The sequence below is a fragment of the Mycobacterium sp. 360MFTsu5.1 genome (genome assembly GCF_000383495.1).
In the GTDB taxonomy this organism is placed as follows: Bacteria; Actinomycetota; Actinomycetes; order Mycobacteriales; family Mycobacteriaceae; genus Mycobacterium; species Mycobacterium mucogenicum_B.
In genome coordinates, this window is the sequence record NZ_KB911466.1 from 481,404 (window position 1) to 499,390 (window position 17,987).

The 17,987-nt window shown below is 65.8% G+C and carries 16 protein-coding genes; 11 read left to right on the forward strand and 5 right to left on the reverse strand.

The genetic code is table 11. The features are described from left to right. Window positions 1-73: 73 nt before the first annotated feature. Complete coding sequence (locus H289_RS0114650) at window positions 74-793, reverse strand: TetR family transcriptional regulator (RefSeq protein ID WP_020101548.1); 720 nt, start codon at window positions 791-793, stop codon at window positions 74-76. Between the two features lie 117 nt (window positions 794-910). Here H289_RS0114650 and H289_RS0114655 point away from each other — a divergent pair, with 117 nt between their 5' ends. The 9 genes from H289_RS0114655 (at window position 911) to H289_RS0114695 (ending at window position 12,096) form a co-directional block, all read left to right on the forward strand. Then, window positions 911-1,720: an SDR family NAD(P)-dependent oxidoreductase gene (locus tag H289_RS0114655; protein ID WP_020101549.1), complete on the forward strand. Its 810-nt coding sequence runs from the start codon at window positions 911-913 to the stop codon at window positions 1,718-1,720. A gap of 58 nt (window positions 1,721-1,778) precedes the next feature. Further along, window positions 1,779-2,759 carry an NmrA family NAD(P)-binding protein gene (locus H289_RS0114660; protein WP_029105247.1) on the forward strand — a complete coding sequence of 327 codons (981 nt, stop codon included), beginning with the start codon at window positions 1,779-1,781 and terminating at the stop codon, window positions 2,757-2,759. A 187-nt stretch (window positions 2,760-2,946) separates the two neighbouring features. Further along, window positions 2,947-4,245: a PucR family transcriptional regulator gene (locus H289_RS0114665; RefSeq protein WP_020101551.1), complete on the forward strand. Its 1,299-nt coding sequence runs from the start codon at window positions 2,947-2,949 to the stop codon at window positions 4,243-4,245. 111 nt (window positions 4,246-4,356) lie between these two features. Next, window positions 4,357-5,316 carry a fumarylacetoacetate hydrolase family protein gene (locus H289_RS0114670; RefSeq protein ID WP_020101552.1) on the forward strand — a complete coding sequence of 320 codons (960 nt, stop codon included), beginning with the start codon at window positions 4,357-4,359 and terminating at the stop codon, window positions 5,314-5,316. 16 nt (window positions 5,317-5,332) lie between these two features. After that, complete coding sequence (locus H289_RS0114675) at window positions 5,333-6,016, forward strand: VOC family protein (protein ID WP_020101553.1); 684 nt, start codon at window positions 5,333-5,335, stop codon at window positions 6,014-6,016. A 3-nt stretch (window positions 6,017-6,019) separates the two neighbouring features. Continuing rightward, window positions 6,020-7,840: an FAD-dependent monooxygenase gene (locus tag H289_RS0114680; protein WP_020101554.1), complete on the forward strand. Its 1,821-nt coding sequence runs from the start codon at window positions 6,020-6,022 to the stop codon at window positions 7,838-7,840. A 101-nt stretch (window positions 7,841-7,941) separates the two neighbouring features. Continuing rightward, the gene (locus H289_RS0114685) at window positions 7,942-10,173 is read left to right on the forward strand and encodes a thiamine pyrophosphate-binding protein (RefSeq protein ID WP_081633420.1); all 2,232 of its coding nucleotides are present in this window, start codon (window positions 7,942-7,944) and stop codon (window positions 10,171-10,173) included. Between the two features lie 91 nt (window positions 10,174-10,264). Beyond that, complete coding sequence (locus H289_RS0114690; RefSeq protein ID WP_020101556.1) at window positions 10,265-11,512, forward strand: cytochrome P450; 1,248 nt, start codon at window positions 10,265-10,267, stop codon at window positions 11,510-11,512. Beyond that, complete coding sequence (locus H289_RS0114695) at window positions 11,512-12,096, forward strand: TetR/AcrR family transcriptional regulator (protein WP_020101557.1); 585 nt, start codon at window positions 11,512-11,514, stop codon at window positions 12,094-12,096. Before H289_RS0114690 ends, H289_RS0114695 begins: the two co-directional genes overlap by 1 nt. On the opposite strand, the gene H289_RS0114700 is transcribed toward H289_RS0114695, so the two are convergent. Next, entirely contained in the window at window positions 12,081-12,806 is a 726-nt protein-coding gene (locus H289_RS0114700; RefSeq protein WP_020101558.1) for a siderophore-interacting protein, read from the reverse strand. The genes H289_RS0114695 and H289_RS0114700 overlap by 16 nt on opposite strands. A 97-nt stretch (window positions 12,807-12,903) precedes the next feature. Here H289_RS0114700 and H289_RS0114705 point away from each other — a divergent pair, with 97 nt between their 5' ends. Further along, a complete protein-coding gene (locus H289_RS0114705) occupies window positions 12,904-13,998 on the forward strand; it encodes a DUF5685 family protein (protein WP_020101559.1) in 1,095 nt (364 codons plus the stop codon). Here H289_RS0114705 and H289_RS0114710 read toward each other — a convergent pair. Together H289_RS0114710 and H289_RS0114715 are read right to left on the reverse strand one after the other, a co-directional pair. Continuing rightward, on the reverse strand, window positions 13,995-15,095 hold the full coding sequence (locus H289_RS0114710; RefSeq protein ID WP_020101560.1) for an acyltransferase family protein: 1,101 nt from the start codon (window positions 15,093-15,095) through the stop codon (window positions 13,995-13,997). The two genes, H289_RS0114705 and H289_RS0114710, sit on opposite strands and share 4 nt — an antisense overlap. Further along, window positions 15,092-16,993 (reverse strand): DEAD/DEAH box helicase, encoded by a 1,902-nt coding sequence (locus tag H289_RS0114715; RefSeq protein WP_020101561.1) that lies wholly within the window; start codon window positions 16,991-16,993, stop codon window positions 15,092-15,094. Before H289_RS0114715 ends, H289_RS0114710 begins: the two co-directional genes overlap by 4 nt. Window positions 16,994-17,104: 111 nt before the next feature. Here H289_RS0114715 and H289_RS0114720 point away from each other — a divergent pair, with 111 nt between their 5' ends. After that, window positions 17,105-17,644: an LppP/LprE family lipoprotein gene (locus tag H289_RS0114720; protein WP_036420602.1), complete on the forward strand. Its 540-nt coding sequence runs from the start codon at window positions 17,105-17,107 to the stop codon at window positions 17,642-17,644. Here H289_RS0114720 and H289_RS0114725 read toward each other — a convergent pair. Next, window positions 17,641-17,982, reverse strand: a complete 342-nt coding sequence (locus H289_RS0114725; RefSeq protein WP_020101563.1) for a DUF2200 domain-containing protein — start codon at window positions 17,980-17,982, stop codon at window positions 17,641-17,643. The two genes, H289_RS0114720 and H289_RS0114725, sit on opposite strands and share 4 nt — an antisense overlap. Window positions 17,983-17,987 lie beyond the last annotated feature (5 nt).

Here is a 17,987-nt window from a genome sequence, read left to right on the forward strand (position 1 = left end):
CGCAGCGGCCCGAATGATCTGAATGACATCAGGCACAACATAATTCACCTTGAGCAGACACGCCGCAGGGAATTCAGCCAGGTAACACGGTGAGGTGGAGCCGAGCGACGATTCTCAGTGCCTGCGCCGGGTCGCCGCCGTCGAATACTGCGGCATGTATGCCGCGCATCGCGCCGGTGATCGTGTGGGCCGCTGCCGCGATGTCGGTGTCGCTGTCGATCGCTTCGTCGTCTGCCGCCCTACTGAGCAGTTGCGCAACCGCCTGCTCGAACGTGTCGTGCCAGCGCAGAGCGAAGCTATCCGACCGCGGAACGCCGAGGTCGCGAAACAGGACGTGCGCAGCCGGCGTGGCGTAAATGGCTTCGGCCGACAGTCGAAGGAACAAGCTCAACTGCAGTAATGGCTCGGATGGCCATTCGGCGTCTCGGTACCGCCGGCCCATGGCGTCGATCAAGACCGTGGCCGCGTTGTCGATCGCGGCCCGGAAGAGTTCACGTTTGCTCTCGAAATGATGGAAAGCGGTACGCAGCGCGACGCCGGAATACCGGGCCACTTGTTCGACCGTGATCTGGCTGTAGTCGTGATCTCGCAGCAATGACTGCGTGGCGTGCATCAAGCGGACGTCGGTGAGGGGGGTCTCGGCAACACCATCCGATGCGTCGTGCACCCATCGGTACAGCGTGGCCGGGTGCACCCCCAACTCCCGGGCGACGACCGATGCGCGCTGCCCCCCGAGGACACGTTCTACGGCGGCGCGACGCTCGGGGTCGCTTCGGTGCGCCTTGGAACCCATCTGCCGATCGTACGTGGTGTTGCATTATTTGCATTTCGTATGCAATAGTCGCATTTGTTGCATGCGCCCCGCCGCGACGGTGAGCACAAACAGCAACCCAGACCGATGGAGGGGTCAATGGCCAAGCCGTTCCGCGCTTCGCGCGCGCTCATCACCGGTGCCAGTTCGGGAATCGGCGAAGCCTTCGCCCGGGCGCTCGCGAAGCGCGGTTGCGACCTCGTATTGGTGGCGCGCCGGCGGGATCGGCTCGACGCGCTCGCAGCCCAGCTCGAGGCGGAGTATGGGATCACCTGCGCCCGAATCGCTTTCGACCTGGCCGGGGAAGCGCCGGGCAGCCGATTGCGCGACCTCGTCAACGGCGATATCGACCTGATCATCAACAACGCCGGCTTCGCCACCCAAGGTCCGTTCCTTGACGGCGACGCGAGTGACTACGCGCGGGTGCTCGCGGTCGACATCAGGGCGGTCGTCGACATCTGTCATGCGTTTCTGCCCGCGATGGTCGCGTGTCGGCACGGCGCCATCATGAACATCTGCAGCACCACCGCCTATCAACCGGTGCCTTCTCTGTCCGTGTATGCGGCATCGAAGTCTTTCGTGCTCAGCTTCAGCCAATCCTTGTGGTACGAAGCAAAACGGCACGGAATCAAGGTGTTTTCGTTCGCTCCGGGCCCTACTCGCACCGAGTTCTTCGACGTGATCGGCGAAACCGCCACGGTGGTGGGCCGAATGCAGACCGCGGACCAGGTCGCTGCAGCCGGCCTGAGGGCACTCGATCGCCGCCGCACTCCCCCGTCGGTGGTCTCGGGAGCCGGCAATACGGCGTCAGCAGCACTGGCCCGGTTGGTTCCCCGGCGCGTACTCATGCCGGCCCTGGCTCGCTCGTTGCGTCCGCCACAGCATCTGAATGATGCCCACCATCGCTAGCCATTCCCCAAATGGACTTCAGCGCAACACTATTCACGCCCCACGATAGGAGCAGACCATGATTCTGGTTACCAGCGCAGCAGGCGGAGTCGGACGTCCGCTGGTTCGGGGTCTCGTGGCCGACGATCGCACCGTGCGGGCTTTCGTCAAGAACGAAGACCAAGCACGACGATCGAAGGCCGACGGCGCGACCGAAGTCGTGATCGGAGATCTCCGACGACCCGGCGACCTCGAATCGGCACTGCATGGAGTGAGCCAGATCTATCACGCCGCTCCGACCCAGCTCATCGACGAGCTGCCGGTGGTCGAAAGACTGATCGCGGCGGCCCGGGCCGAGCGGCTGGACCACATCGTCTTCCACTCGGTCATCCATCCCGATATCGCCGAATTGCCCCATCATCACCAAAAGCTGTTGGCGGAAAACAAGTTACGAGACTCGGGTCTGCCCGTGACGGTCCTTCGCCCCTCGCATTACATGCAGAACGTCCTGGATTTCTGGGACTTCTTCGGCGCGGGCCTGCTGCCGTATCCCACCTCACCGGAGAGCCGGATGGGAGTGGTCGACGTCGTAGACATCGCTGCCGCAGCGGCCCACGTGTTGACGCATCCCGAGGGGCACATCGGCCAGACGTATGACCTGTCCACCGTCGAACTCAATCGTCATGAGATGGCCCGGATCTGGAGCCGAGTGCTCGGCCACCCCATGACTGCCGTTCGGATTCCGCCGGGGTCGTTGACGAATCCACTGCTGGCCGTCGGGCCGTTCGGCGGTGCAATCGTGCGATCACTGGCGTCGACCGGATTCCGTTCCGTCCCCGACATCATTCGTGGGCTGCGGGCCGCACCGAATGCCCGCGGTTTCCGTAGTTGGCCGGCCGACGCCCAGGACACCTACGTGCGGATGATGACGTATTACGACGTCCATGGATTACCCGCCGGCAACTTCGATGATCTGGCAAAGGTGTTGCCGCGGCCGGCCACCAGCTACGAACAGTTCGCGCGCCGTGTCGCCGCAGAGCACGGGGTCGCCACGGCATGAGACGCTTCCGCTCCGCCTACGACATTCGTGACGATCAGAACCCGATGAACGACCACGGTCGCAAGGCATCGCCAATGCCCCGGCCTCGGCTTGGTCGTCCACCGACGCAACGCCCCACGCCTCAGCGGCATCTGACGGTCGAAAGCCGGACCAGAACCCACCCACCGGCGGGAGGTCGTCTCTACAGATGAAACGGCCCTGGTTCGCCAAGCTGGGACCCTCCGCGCATCGCGCCGTCCCCGACGTCTCCGTCCTACCTGACCGCGCGCAGGTCGTCGCCGAGCAGTTGGGGCCCGGTCCGGTGGGTTGGGCTGTCGAACTGGCCGCGTTGATGACTGCCAACATCACCGCCGCGATCCCTGAGCTGTCGGTGGATGCAGTGGCTGACGAGGTTGCCAAAGGCTGCGAGGCCGTGGCATTGGGCGCGCTGTCGGCACTTGCCCTCGACGACGACGTGACGGTCACGACGATGCCGGAACTATTGGCCGGCCCGATGGAGGTGGTGGCGCGCGGCATCGGCGTCGAGCACGTGCTCCGCAGCATCCACGTCGCCCACGCCACCGCCGCGCAGGTGATGCTCGACGCCGCCGAACACGTCGTGCCCGAATCACAACGCTTCAGCGAAATGCGGCGAATCAGCGACACGTTGTTCGGCATCGTCGAGGTTTTGACCGAACGGATGGCCGACGAGTACGCCCGCGCCCGCGAGGCCTGGGTGACCAGTTCGGTGGCCCGACGCGCAGAAGTCGTGGAAGACATTCTGCAGGGCACCGCCGTACCGATGGACCGGGCAATCCGGATCCTGGGTTACGACCTGAACCGCTGGCATGTGGCGGTGATCGCCTGGACCTCCCCGACCGTGCCGAGCGAACCGCTTCATCTCAGGACCGCGGCCTCCGAGGCCCTCGCCGCTGCCGGGTGCACCGCGATACTCACGCTTCCCGTTGGGGCCCAACGCGTTTGGGCGTGGGGTTCGCGGACGTCGCACGCACCGGAGCCGGCCGTCCCGACGGAGCCTCCGATTTCCGGCGTTCGTATCGCCATCGGGACGGCGGGAGCCGGCGTCGATGGGTTCCGCCGCAGCCATCGGGAAGCCACCGAGGCGGCGCGGGTCGGCGCGATGTCGACCCGCGACACGTCGTCGTTCTCGTACCAGGATCTCGATATCGTCGCGATGCTCAGCACTGACTTGCCCGCAGCCCGTGCATTCGTCGCCCGCGAACTCGGCGGCTTGATCGACACCATCGAGTCCGTCGCCACGGTACGTCGCACCCTCAAGCGCTACCTCGACCTCGACAGAAGTCTGGCCGGCACCGCTGCCGACCTCCTCATCGCCCGCAACACCGTCGCCTATCGCGTGCAACGCGCCGAGCAGCTTCGAGGCCATCCCGCGACGGTTCGCCGCCTGCAACTACACGCCGCACTCACCCTCGCAGAGGAACTCGGCGATGCCGTTCTGGGAGCAGCGAACCCGAAGTCGGACTGAAGTCCAGCCGCGACCAACGAATTCTGGACTCAGGACCAGGTGTGGCGTTGCCGTCGGGCAGTTGACTTGTCACAGAGCCCGTCAAACGACGGGCAGACACGGGAGTTGTCGATGGTCGTCCACCTCGTCCGATACGAGCACAACGAGCGAATCTCGTGGGGTGTGCTCGCCTGTGATGTCATTTCGCCGCTCTCCGGCGATTACCCCAGCACCGCCGACCTCATCGACGGCGGTAGGTCCGACTGGACGGCGGCGGCGACAACGCCCGGCAATGTGAAGCCGGCCGAAGTCCGACTGCTGTCACCGATAACCACACCGTGTCGGGTGATGTGCCAGGGTGCCAACTACCGCCAACATGCGATCGAGTCCGGGATGGACCCCGACCGGCGCACCTTCAACCTGTTCTTCGACAAGACCGACGCTGCGGTCACCGGTCCGTGCGACCCGGTCACCCGACCGGCTCATGTCACCTTGCTCGACTACGAGATCGAGCTCGCGTTGGTTCTGCGCGGAACAGTGCACGCGCCCACGACGGTCACCACCGAGAATCTGCACGACTACGTCTTCGGCGTCACCATCGGCAACGACCTGTCCGCCCGAGACGTGCAGCTGCCTCAGGGACAATTTCTGAAAGGCAAAAGCTACCGCGGGTTCTGCCCGCTGGGTCCCGTGCTGGCGGTTCTCGAAGCCGAGGATCTGGGGCTGCTCGACGATCTCGAGCTGCGCCTGGAGGTCAACGGATCGCTGCGGCAAGCGGACAACACCGTGAACATGCTCTACCGGCCCGCCGAGACACTCACCGAACTGAGCGAGTTCTGCAACTGGAATCCCGGTGACGTACTGCTGACCGGGACACCCCACGGCATCGTGGCGGGCGCGCCGCCTCCCCTCGTCCGACGCCTGGCCACGGCTCTGCTCCCCGAGGACAAGCTATGGGCGGCATTTGTCAAGGTCAACCAGCGCAAGCCCTACCTCGGGCCCGGCGATGTCGTGACCGCCTCCATCCGGAACGCGGCCGGAACGCTCGACCTGGGCACCCAACGAAACACCATCGTCGCCCCAATACGCTGACAACAGAGGACAACTCGTGAGCACCACACCGAGCCCATCGCAACCGCCAGACCAGGAAAGCAGCCCCACCTCCGCACCGGATCTGGACCAACTTCCCGACCGACTGGTACCCGACTTCATCGCGCACTGGGTCGTCAAGACCGCGCGCAGCGCCGAGATGATCGAGTGGTACGGGCAGGTCTTCGGGGCCCGCGTCGTCCACGAAGACGCCCAAATCGCCTTCCTCGCATGGGATCACGAGAGTCATCGGCTGGCGTTGGTCAAGCTGCCGCCGCCGCTGCGGTACGCGTTCCCGCTGTCGCGATGGCGTCGAAAGACCTACGGCATCGACCACCTCGCCTTCACCTTCGCCTCGGTGGAGGGGTTGCTGCTGACCTACGAACGGCTCAAGCAGGTTGGCATCACACCGGTCTGGTCCATCAACCACGGTCCCACGACGAGCCTCTACTACGAGGATCCAGAGGGCATCCGACTGGAGTTCCAGACCGAGAACTTCCCCACGGCACAGCAGACCGCTGACTACTTCAACAGCACCGACTTCGACCAGGACCCGATCGGCATGAACATCGACCCCGACTATCTACTCGAACAGCTACGCGCGGGGGTGCATCGAGAACAGCTGCTCAAGCGTGGAGCCGGTACCCGCCCGGGCACCAAACCACGATCGAACAAGCGCGCCATCACATGGAAGACGTTGTGAGACATGGCCGATGAATCGATCGTCATCGTCGGTGCCGGCGCTTCGGGATCGACTCTTGCCCTGTTGCTGGCACGATACGACATTCCGACCGTCGTCATCGAGGAGCGCGCGGAAACGCGCCTACATCCGGCGGCACACGTCATCAACGCCCGCACCCTGGAGATATGGAACCAAGCCTCACCTACGCTGGGGCGCGCGTTGGCGTCGATTACGCCGCCCATCGACACCGTGAATGTCATCCGGTGGTGCACCGATGTGCGATCCGAGCCCATCGGCGAGATCGACCTGCTCTCCCAACCGGATCGGCTAGCCGAAGTACGTACGCACAGTCCCTATCTCATCTCCCACATCGGTCAACACCTGCTGATGCCCGAGCTCTGGAAAGCTCTCGAGGACGACCCCCTCATCGACTTCCGGAGGGGGTGGCGTGCCGGCCACGATGGCAAGGCACTGACCTTGCGAAGGCAGGGCAGCGATCCGGTGACCGTCTCACCTCGATTCATCATCGCTGCGGATGGCGCAAACAGCGCGTTGCGGGGCGCCGCCGGCATCGCGATGACCGGCCCGGTGCTGGCCAACATGGGCAGCGTCTTCTTCCACGCGCCCGGGCTTTATCCCGACGGCGCTCCCCGGCCGCTGCTCAGTTGGATCTACCACCCGCGTTTCAGCGGGGTGATGATCGCCCACGCCGACGACGACTACGTCCTGATGACGCCCTATCTGCATGCGGCTCAGTCAATCGCCGGCGACGCTCGTCGTTTCTGGAACCGTATGCTGCCCAACGTAATCGGATCCTCCGAGTATCGGATTCGGTCGACCGGAACCTGGACCATGACCAAACAGATCGCCGACCGCTTCCGGTCCGGATCACTGCTGCTCATCGGAGATGCGGCTCACCGATTCCCGCATACCGGTGGCTTCGGCCTCAACAGCGGTGTGCAGGATGCCCACAACCTGGCCTGGAAGCTCGCCGCAGTTCTGCAGGACGGAGCCTCCGATGCACTGCTGGACAGTTACGAGATCGAGCGGCGTCCCGTTGTCGCACGGTTCGCCGAACAGAGCACCCAGAACCACTTCAAGCTCGACGACGTCACCGCACCGCTCGGCGTGACGAACCGCTCGCTCAACCAAGCGACCGAACTCATCGGCAAGCTGCCCTTGGATCGCGTCCCCGATTCGGCGATCGCTCGCGTTGCGGACGCACTGACCACGGCTCAGACATCGCGCACGCGACGCCTGCTGCGCAGCAGTACCCGCAGCCGTCGCCTGCGCGAGCGGATGGCCGCCGCCATTCCGGGGCAAGAAGAACATTTCGTGGCCAGCGGGTTGGAGTTCGGCTACGCCTACGCCAGTTCGTTGATCGACACCGATGAAGGACCTTGCCCGGCAGGGGATGTCGCGTTCTATCGCCCTACCACCCATCCCGGTGCACGGTTACCGCATACGTTCATCCGTCGATCCGATGGTTCGGCGGTGTCCACCCATGATGTGATCGCGCGCAGAGGACTCACGGTTTTCACCGCCGACGCAAGCGGGTGGGCCGACGCGCTGGCAAGCACGTCAATCTCCTTACCTCTCAACGTCATTGCGCTGATCAGCAACAGCGACGGTGACCGAACCGCCACCGCTCTGTTCGAGGTCGGGGACCGTGGCGCCGTCGTGGTACGGCCGGACGGCCACGTGGTATGGCGCACCGACGCCGGTCCGCAAACGGTAGAGCAGTTACGAACGTTCATCGAGCGGGCGTGGAGCGACGTGTATCCCGTGCCCGTGCCGACGCCGGCCAACGGTCCGGCTGTGCGAAGGAGACTCGAGACATCGTGACGTACACACAGTCGCCGGCACCGCCCTCCGGCGCGGACTACCGAACAGCCACAGCCGATCTCGATGCCATCGCGTCGCGCGTCCTGTGGTTGGCGACCGCCATGGTGCACCACGCCAATCGCGTACGGGCAAACCCAAGCGGCTTGAAAGTCGGCGGGCACCAGGCATCTTCGGCATCGATGGTGCACATCATGACCTCGCTGTACTTCAGTCAGTTACAAGCGGGCGACAGAGTGTCCGTGAAACCGCATGCCTCTCCGGTGCTGCACAGCATCAATTATCTCCTCGGTGCTCTCGACGAGAGATACATGACGACCTTGCGGGAGTTCGGCGGTGTGCAAAGTTATCCGAGTCGTACCAAGGACCCCGACCCGGTCGACTATTCCACGGGGTCGGTCGGGATAGGCGCGACCGCACCGATCTGGGCGGGTCTCGCCCGTCGCTATGTCGACACGGTATTCCGTGACGCCGGATCGGGACGCCAGTACTCCCTCATCGGTGACGCCGAACTGGATGAAGGGGCGGTTTGGGAAGCGGTGATGGACCCCACGGTGCAGGAGCTGGGGGAAATCGTGTGGATCGTGGACATGAACCGCCAATCCCTGGACCGGGTCGTGCCCCACATCGCGGCAGGGCGGCTGCACGACATGTTCGCCGCCGCAGGCTGGCAGGTGCTGACCGTCAAATTCGGCATGCTGCTGGAGCAGCTGTTCGCCCGCCCCGGCGGCGAAGCCATGCGCGACCGGATCCTCACCATGCCGAACCCCGAATACCAACGCCTACTGCGTTGTTCGGGTATGGAATTGCGGGATCGGCTGCCCGGAAACGGAATTCACGCCGCCGGGGTGAGCGCCGTGATCGCGGATCTCGATGACGCCACCCTGCTGCAGGCAATCGGCAACCTCGGTGGGCACGACATCACCGCGTTGCAGGAGGCCTACGCGCAGATCGACGACTCCAGACCGACGGTCATCCTCGCATACACCGTCAAGGGATACGGCCTGCCGATCCAGGGGCATCCACAGAATCACTCGTCGCTGCTAACTGACCAACAGTTCACTGCGCTGGCTCAGAATCTGGGCGAGGATCCGCGCCGGCCGTTCAGGCGTTTCGATCCCCAATCGCCTGCTGGGCAGTTGTGCCGGCAGGTCGCCGAACGACTGCGTCGAGTCGATGTTCCTGGCCGCCAACCACCTTCGGTGCCAATAGATATCGGGCGCACCGCGCCGGCGGTCTCGAACACCCAGAGTGCCCTCGGACGCACCTTGCTCGATCTGACCCGAGAGGCCCCCGAGGTTGCGCAGCGCGTCGTGACCGTCAGCCCCGACGTCAGTTCAAGCACCAACCTCGCCGGATGGCTCAACAAAGTGGGCGTGTGGTCGCCGACCGAGCGACCCGACTGGTTCGCCGACGACACCGAGACCATCATGCACTGGCGCGAACACCCGACGGGGCAGCATATGGAGCTCGGCATCGCTGAGGTGAATCTGGTTGGCCTGCTTGGTGAGTTGGGCACGACCTGGAGCCGGTGGGGTCAGCCATTGTTTCCTATCGGCGTCCTCTACGACCCGTTCGTCGAACGCGCATTGGAGCCGTGGTCGTTCGGAATCTACGCCGGCGGTCAGTCCATTCTGGTCGGAACGCCGTCTGGGGTCACGCTGGCCGCCGAAGGCGGCGCGCATCAGTCGATCAAGACCCCGTCGATCGGGCTCGAGCAACCCGGATGCGTCAGTTATGAACCGGCGTTCGCGACCGAAGTCGAATGGATCCTGCTGTATTGCATCAGCCGATTGGGTCGCCCTGACGGAACATCGTCCTACCTTCGGTTGTCCACGCGACCCGTTCGTCAGGAGCTGGCCGGTATCCCTACCGACCCCGCGTCCCGCGAACGGCGTCGCCGGCAGGTGATAGGCGGCGCGTACACGTTGCGGCCGGTCGCCAGGCCCGCGGTATGCATCGTGACGCTAGGCGCCTTGGCCACCGAGGCGATTGCGGCTGCCGAGCGGCTCGCCGGCATGGGTGTCGACGCTGAAGTCGTGTGCGTGACGAGCCCCGACCTGCTCCATCGAGCCCTGCAGAGCCGGGACGGACTCGACGACGCGCCCAGTTGGATCCTCGATCAAGTATTCCCCGCTGAGCGTGCCGCACCGATGGTCACAGTTCTCGACGGGCATCCCCATACGCTGACCTTCTTGGCGACCGTCAACCAGGTGCGCTGTAAATCGTTGGGCGTCAGCAGGTTCGGACAGGCGGGAGACCTCGAATCGGTCTATCGCTACCACGGCATCGACACCGACAGCATCATGCGCGCAGCACTCGACATCCATGCGTAGTGCCGTGAGTTGTCCATCCAAGCGCGGTGGTTGTGGTGACAGTAGCCGGAAAAGGATTGACACAACAGGCTCGCCGCCGTACACATAAGACATGACGGCGATTTTGTCTCACGAGACATCGGACTCCCCCGTGGCCTTCCAGCTTGCCGATTCCGCCGGGTGGGTCGATCCCTGGCCGATGTACCGCTCGCTGCGCGACCACGACCCCGTTCACCATGTGGTGCCCGCCGACAATCCCGGCGCCGACTATTACGTGCTGTCCCGGCACGCCGACATCTGGACCGCGGCGCGCGATCACCAGACGTACTCCTCGGCGCAGGGCCTGACCGTCAACTACGGCGAGCTGGAACTCATTGGGCTGCAGGACAACCCGCCGATGGTGATGACGGACCCGCCCGTACATACCGAATTCCGCAAGCTGGTGTCACGCGGCTTCACGCCGCGCCAGGTCGAGGCCGTCGAGCCCAAGGTGCGCGAGTTCGTCGTGCAGCGGCTGGAGAAGCTCAAGGCCGCCGGCGGCGGTGACATCGTGGCCGAGCTGTTCAAGCCGTTGCCGTCGATGGTCGTCGCGCACTACTTGGGCGTTCCCGAAGCCGACCGCGACCAGTTCGACGGCTGGACCGAGGCCATCGTCGCCGCCAACACCGCCGAAGGCGGCCTCGGAGGCGCGCTCGAGACGCTGGGCAGCGCGCTCGGCGACATGATGGGGTACTTCACCGCGCTGATCGAGCGCCGCCGCAAGGAGCCCGAGGACGACACGGTGTCGCACCTGGTCGCCGCGGGCATCGGCGCCGACGGCGACATCAGCGGCGTGCTGTCGATCCTCGCGTTCACGTTCACCATGGTCACCGGCGGCAACGACACCACCACCGGGATGCTGGGCGGCAGCGTGCAGCTGCTGCACCGGCGCCCCGACCAGCGCCGGCTGCTCGTCGAAAACCCGGACCTCATCACTGAATCCGTCGACGAGCTGCTCCGGCTCACCTCGCCGGTCCAGGGCCTGGCCCGCACCGCCACACGCGACGTGACCATCGGCGACACCACCATCCCGGCGGGCCGCAAGGCCCTGCTGCTCTACGGCTCGGGCAACCGGGACGAACGCCAATACGGCCCGGGCGCAGGCGAATTGGATGTCACCCGCGCCCCGCGCAACATCCTGACGTTCAGTCACGGCGCGCACCACTGTCTGGGCGCGGCGGCCGCGCGGATGCAGTCCCGCGTCGCACTGACCGAGCTGCTCGCACGGATACCGGAGTTCACCGTCGACGAGGACAACATCGAGTGGGCCGGAGGCAGCTACGTGCGCCGCCCGCTTTCGGTGCCGTTTACGATCGGCTGATGGCAAACGACTGGCTCGCCGGCCGCCGCACCGAGGTCGCGGCCGAAGCCATCCTGGACGCCGCCGACCGCCTGTTCGCCGAGCAGGACGCCGCGACTGTCGGGATGCTCGAAATCGCCAGGGCGGCAGGGTGTTCCCGCGCGACGTTGTACCGGTACTACGAGAACCGCGACGTGCTGCACCTGGCCTACGTGCATCGCGAGGCGTTCCGGGTGTTCGGTCACGTCGGCGAGCAGATCGCCGACATCACCGACCCGCGCACCCGGCTGCTCGACGGCGTGGCGATCGCGCTGCGCAGTGTGCGGGAAAGTCCTGCCCTGTCATCGTGGTTCGTCGCCACGCAGCGGCCCATCGGTGGCGAGGTCGCCGCGCAGTCCGACGTCATCACCGGACTGGTGGCGGCGTTCCTGTCGGCGTCGTGGCCCGAGCTGGCGACCGAGGCCGCGCACCGCCGGGCCGGCTGGCTGGTCCGGATCCTGGTGTCGCTGTTGATGTTCCCCGGCGCCGACGAAGACGACGAACGCGCGATGATCGACGAATTCGTGGTGTCCCAGCTGGTTCCGAGCGATCAGGCTTCCCAGTAGGCGCGAGCCTTGATGGCCTTCTTCGGAATCTGGTAATCCTCGCGCAGCACCTTGGCCACCGACCGGGTGGTCCGGTTGTCGCACGCCACCCAGCCGAAGTGATCGGACGCGTCGAACGCCGACGCCCGGACGGTCTCGACCAGCGCCTCGCCGTTGTTCTTGCGGTCGACCCAGGTGACGGTCAGACCCGGAGCACCGGTGCCCACCTGAAGATCGCGGTCGTCGTCATGGCCCGCCTCCAGGTACACCTGGATGGGCGCTTCGCCGATGGCCTGCAGCAGCGAGTTGATCGCCGGCAGCGATGCGGTGTCACCGACGAGGACATATCCGGCCGGGGCGGGCTCGGGCAGCTCGAAGCTGCTGCCGAGCAGCGTCACCTCGAGGGTGTCACCGGGCTTAGCCTCCTGCGCCCAGCGGGTGGCCAGACCGTCGTGCAGCGCGAAGTCGATATCCGTGGTGCCGGCCGCCGGATCGGGGTTGACCAGCGTGTAGCCGCGCTGGTGTGCCTTGTCACCGTCGGGGAACCAGCCACGGACCCACATGGTCGGGTGCACCGGCCGTTCGGCCAGCAGGTTGCCGGTGGTGAAATGCAGCCGCAGGTAGTTCGGGGTGATCTGGGTGCGGCCGGTGACGGTCAGCTGGTAATCGCCGCCCCGCCACAGTTTGACCAGCGCGCCCTGGATTCCGCGCGACGGCTTCGACTCGGTCATATTGCACCCTCCGATTGGACTCTTAGGGCAGCATAACCTAATTCGCCGTGTTGGTTGATTGCCTGCGATTTGCACTGGCCACAGCTATCTTCGAGCCGTGTTCGGCATCCTCCGGCCCTGCCGCCATCGACTCGGCAAGGAACTCTCCGCCGTTTGGACCGCCCAATTGTGCGGTCTGTGCCTCGCGCTTCGCGACGACTATGGACAGGGCGGCCGCGTCGCCACGAACTACGACGGGCTGGTGGTATCGGCGTTGGTGGAAGCCCAATCCACCGCGGCGCCCGGACGCCGGGAGGCCGGCCGCTGCCCACTGCGGGGCATGCGCAAGGCCGACGTCGCGGTAGGCGAATCAGTTCGCCTCGCGGCTGTCGTCTCGCTGGTGCTCGCCGCCGCCCGGGTCCGCGATCACGTCGACGACGGCGACGGGGTGTTCGCCGCGGCGGGCGTGCGGCCCGCGGCCCGCCGGATCGCCGACCGGTGGGAACGCCAAGGCACGAACGTCGGTACCGCGCTGGGCTTCGACACCGGCGTCCTGATGGACGCGATCGGTCGGCAGGCGGCGCTGGAAGCCGCTGCGGCACCGGGTAGTTCGTTGCTCGTGGTCACCGAACCCACCGAGACATCCGTGGCCACGGCGTTCGGCCATACCGCGGTGCTGGCCGGGCGGCCGGCGAATGTCGAGCCGCTGCGCGAGGTCGGCCAGTTGTTCGGGCGGGTCGCGCACCTGCTCGACGCGGTCGAGGATCTGCACGACGATCGGGTGCACGGGAAGTGGAATCCGGTCGCCGCCACCGCAACACCGATCGGCGACGTCCGGACCATGTGCGACGACGCGGTGCTCGGCATCGAACTGGCCCTGGCCGACGTGGCATTCACTGACGGGCGGTTGGTGCACCGGCTGCTGACGCGCGAGTTGCGGCGGGCCGTGACCCGGACCTTCAGCCAAGCGGGATACCAGGCGACGGATGTGCCGCCCGAGGCAGAGCCACCGGCCGCGTCATTCGGTGAGCTGCCGTTGGACGACGTGGTCGGGATCGAAACGGGCGAAGAGAATCCCGAGCAGAAGGCCGAGCGCAAGGCCGGCTGGTTCGACGGCTGCTTTGCCTGCGATTGTGGCGACTGCTGCTGCGATTGCGATGGCTGCTGCGAATGCGACGGCTGCTGTTGCGACGGCTGCTGCGACTGTTCCTAGTTCCGGACCCGCGTGAAGCGGTGCAGTAGCCACGACGCCGGGATGGTGAACAGCATCGTCCAGGTGAACAACGCGAAGGTCGATCCGGTCCAGATGTGCTGGTGCATCACCTCGACCATGACCAGTTCCATGATGACCAGGTGCACCAGGAAGATCTCGTAGGAGATCTCGCCGAGGAAGACCATCGGCCGGCTCCCCAGCAGCCGCGCGTACCAACCGCGGTTCCCCAACCCCAGCGGCGCGACGACCAGTGTGGCGATGGCGGCGTAGAGCACCGCCTTCCACAGGCTCTGCGGCAGTGTCGCGGGCGAGGTCGTCGGAGCGCCGGCGATGGGCGTCGACGCGATGAGGTAGCAGACCAATGCCAGTGGGATGCACAGGAATCCGTAGGCCCGCACACCCATCACGGACAACACCGAGAGCAGCATCCCGCCGACGAACCAGATCAGGTAGGTCGGCAACCACAGCCGGGCACCGTCGGGCAGAAAATCGGTGGTGTGCACCAGCGTCAGCCACGCCAGGCTCGATGCCGCCAGCGCCGCCAGCGCACCCAGCAGCCGGCCCAGCCGCCACTGCCGCCGGCACAGCACCACCATCAGCAGGTAGGCCAGCACCGGAAGGGCAACGTAGAAAGCAACTTCCACCGCCAGGCTCCACATCTGGGTGAGGCCCTGATGCAGCCAGGAGAACAGGTAGTTGTCGGTGTAGATCTGCGTCAGCGTGAGGTTGCGGAGCAGCCCCAGCCAGGTGTGTCCGGGGTTGGGGCCGGCTGTCCGGAAGTGATACAGCGCGTAGGCCGCCAGCACCGTCACCACGTAGGCGGGCATGATCCGTCGTACCCGGTGCCAGGCGTAGCGCCGCACCGACGGTGCGTCGTAAGGCTTTTCGGCGTCGGCACGAGCCAGCGCCTTGACCCACGGGGTGAACAGCAGGAAGCCCGACAGCACGAAGAAGATCGGTACGCCGATCTCGGCGCGCGAGTACATCAGCCCGACGTAGTCCTGGGTGTACTTACCCGTCGTGAATGCGGCGTGGGTCAGTACAACGAGCAGTGCGGCAACCGCACGGACCCCGGTGAGTGAGTCGACCCGGGTCACTTGTACTTGCGCTTGCCCTCGCCTCGACCTTCGCTGTGGCCGCCGCGTCGGTCGTCGTCGCGGCCGCCACGGCCTTTGTACGGCCCACGATCCTGACGGCCGCCGCGGTCGGAGTACGAACCCCGGTCCGAGCCGCGGTCGGGACGTCCGCCGCGGTCCTGGTAACCGCCCGAATGCCCGCCCTTGTCGAGTTCCAGGTGAATCAGCTGGCCCGAAATGCGGGTGTTCTCCAGCTTTTTGAGCGTGTCCTTGCTCAGCTTGGCGGGCAGCTCCACCAGCGAGTGGTCCACCCGGATGCTGATGTGCCCGAAGTCGCTGCGGTTCAGACCGCCCTCGTTGGCAATGGCGCCGACGATGGCACCCGGAATCACCTTGTGCCGCTTGCCCACCGCGATGCGGTAGGTGGCCAGGTCGTCACGCGTGGAGCGGGGCTTGCGCTCGCGATCGCCACGGTCCCCGCGGTCGTCCCGGTCCGGACGCTCGCGCCGCTTCTCCGGCGGCGGCTCCTTCATGAGGAACTCTTCACCGCCTTGGGTCTGTACGGCCAGCGCCGCCGCGATCTCGGCCAACGGCACGTTGTTGTCACGCTCGTAGTCCTCGATCAGCCGGCGGAACAGCTCGACGCTCGGTGCGTTCAGCGAGTCGGTGATCGAGTCGCGGAACTTGGCCACGCGCTGGGCGTTGACGTCGTCGACCGAAGGCAGTTGGGACTCGATGAGTTTCTTGCGCGTGACGCGCTCGATCGAGTTGAGCAAGTGCCGTTCCCGCGGAGTGACGAACAGCAGCGCGGTACCCGACCGCCCGGCCCGGCCGGTGCGGCCGATGCGGTGCACGTACGACTCGGGGTCGTGCGGAATGTCGTAGTTCAGCACGTGCGAGATACGTTCGACGTCCAGGCCGCGCGCCGCCACATCGGTGGCGATCAGGATGTCGATCGAACCGTCCTTGAGCCCGTTGATGGTGCGCTCGCGGACTGCCTGCGGAATATCACCGTTGATCGCCGCCGCGGAAAAGCCACGGGCCCTGAGCTTTTCGGCAACTTCCTCGGTGGCCTGCTTGGTGCGGACGAAGACGATCATGGCTTCGAACGGCTCGACCTCGAGCAGCCGGGTGATGGCGTCCATCTTGCGGGCGCCGGCCACCTGGATGTAGCGCTGCGTGATGTTCTCGGCGGTCTGGGCCTTGGCCTTGATGGTCACCTCGACCGGGTCGTGCAGGTACTTCGAGGTGATCTTCTTGATGGCCGGCGGCATGGTCGCCGAGAACAACGCGACCTGCTTGTACTCCGGGGTGTCGGCCAGAATGCGCTCGACATCCTCGGCGAAACCCATCTGCAGCATCTCGTCGGCCTCGTCGAGCACCAGGTAGTCCAGGTGCGAGAGGTTCAGGCTGCCCTTCGACAAGTGATCGATAACGCGGCCCGGGGTGCCCACCACGACCTGGGCGCCGCGCTTGAGGCCGGCCAGCTGCGGTGTGTACGACGACCCGCCGTAGATCGCCAGCACGTTGACGTTCAGGTGCACGCCGTACTTGCCGAACGCCTCGGCCACCTGCAGCGCCAGCTCCCGGGTCGGCGCCAGCACCAGACACTGGGTGTTGCGGCTGGTGGGGTCGATCTTGGACAGCACCGGAACCGCGAAGGCGGCCGTCTTGCCGGTACCGGTCTGGGCGAGGCCGACGACGTCGGACCCGTTCAGGATCGCGGGGATCGTCGCGGCCTGGATGGGCGACGGAGATTCGTATCCGACATCGGTCAGTGCCCGCAGCACCTCCGGCCGGATGTTCAGGTCGGCGAACGTGACCTCGGCGCCGGTGTCGGCGGAGGTTTCTGAAGCGGGATCAGCGGTGGTGTTGGGGCCGCCCGAATCCGGGTCGGCCTCGGGCGAAGACGTCGTCATTATGCAAGGAGTCTAGAGGGTTATCAGGCCAGGTACGCCCAGCATGGCTGACCGGACTCCCCCTGGTCCGCCTTATAGGGTGGCCGGGTGCGCTGCGCCGAACCGAAACTGATGACGATCGCGGTGGCCGCACTCGCGGCGGCAAGCCTGTCCGCCTGTGGGTCGGGCGACTCCACCGCCTCCAAGACCCCCGAGCCGACCGCGCCGGCCGCCACCAAGAAACCCGCCGCGCCGACCGTCGTCGCAGGTCCGAAGACCAGCGCGGCCCCGGCGGACCCCTGTGCCGTCAGTCTCACGGCGCCCGATATCGCGAAAGCGGTGTCGACGCTGCCGGCCGATCCCCGCAGCAAGCAGGGCTGGAGCCCCGAACCGCTGGCCGGAAACTACAACCAGTGCGCGCCACTGTCGGTGGTGATTGTGAAAGCGAACACCAACGCCGAACAGCCGAACACCCGCGCCGTGATGTTCCACCTGGGCCAGTTGATCCCGACCGGCGTGCCCGACACCTATGGGTTCAACGGCATCGACCTGGCCCAGACCACCGGCGACACCGTCGCCCTGAGCTACACCAACCCGGCCAGCGGGCTCAAGAGCATCGTGCGGTTCCACTGGAACGGCAACGGCGTCGAGCTGATCGGCAACACGCACTAACCGCGGAGCACCTTGTCCATGGCCTTGCCCTTGGCCAGCTCGTCGACCAGCTTGTCGAGGTAGCGGATCTTCTGCATCAACGGGTCCTCGACGTTCTCGACGCGGACACCGCACACCAAGCCGGTGATCAGGGTGGCATTCGGATTCAGCGTCGCGACGGCGAAGAAGTCCTCGAAGGTCGTCTCCGCTTTCAGGTGCTCGGCCAGAGTGGCCTGGTCGAAGCCGGTCAGCCAGCAGATGACCTGATCGAGTTCGGCGGTCGTGCGGCCCTTCTTCTCCACCTTGTTGACGTAGTGGGGATAGACCGACGCGACACTCGTGGTGAAAATCCTGCTCACTCCAG

What these genes read in the sequence shown, in the direction of transcription:
- H289_RS0114650 (WP_020101548.1), bottom strand. Translation starts at nt 793, where the DNA reads ATGGGTTCCAAGGCGCACCGAAGCGACCCCGAGCGTCGCGCCGCCGTA.
- H289_RS0114655 (WP_020101549.1), top strand. Translation starts at nt 911, where the DNA reads ATGGCCAAGCCGTTCCGCGCTTCGCGCGCGCTCATCACCGGTGCCAGT.
- H289_RS0114660 (WP_029105247.1), top strand. Translation starts at nt 1,779, where the DNA reads ATGATTCTGGTTACCAGCGCAGCAGGCGGAGTCGGACGTCCGCTGGTT.
- H289_RS0114665 (WP_020101551.1), top strand. Translation starts at nt 2,947, where the DNA reads ATGAAACGGCCCTGGTTCGCCAAGCTGGGACCCTCCGCGCATCGCGCC.
- H289_RS0114670 (WP_020101552.1), top strand. Translation starts at nt 4,357, where the DNA reads ATGGTCGTCCACCTCGTCCGATACGAGCACAACGAGCGAATCTCGTGG.
- H289_RS0114680 (WP_020101554.1), top strand. Translation starts at nt 6,020, where the DNA reads ATGGCCGATGAATCGATCGTCATCGTCGGTGCCGGCGCTTCGGGATCG.
- H289_RS0114685 (WP_081633420.1), top strand. Translation starts at nt 7,942, where the DNA reads ATGGTGCACCACGCCAATCGCGTACGGGCAAACCCAAGCGGCTTGAAA.
- H289_RS0114690 (WP_020101556.1), top strand. Translation starts at nt 10,265, where the DNA reads ATGACGGCGATTTTGTCTCACGAGACATCGGACTCCCCCGTGGCCTTC.
- H289_RS0114695 (WP_020101557.1), top strand. Translation starts at nt 11,512, where the DNA reads ATGGCAAACGACTGGCTCGCCGGCCGCCGCACCGAGGTCGCGGCCGAA.
- H289_RS0114700 (WP_020101558.1), bottom strand. Translation starts at nt 12,806, where the DNA reads ATGACCGAGTCGAAGCCGTCGCGCGGAATCCAGGGCGCGCTGGTCAAA.
- H289_RS0114715 (WP_020101561.1), bottom strand. Translation starts at nt 16,993, where the DNA reads ATGACGACGTCTTCGCCCGAGGCCGACCCGGATTCGGGCGGCCCCAAC.
- H289_RS0114720 (WP_036420602.1), top strand. Translation starts at nt 17,105, where the DNA reads ATGACGATCGCGGTGGCCGCACTCGCGGCGGCAAGCCTGTCCGCCTGT.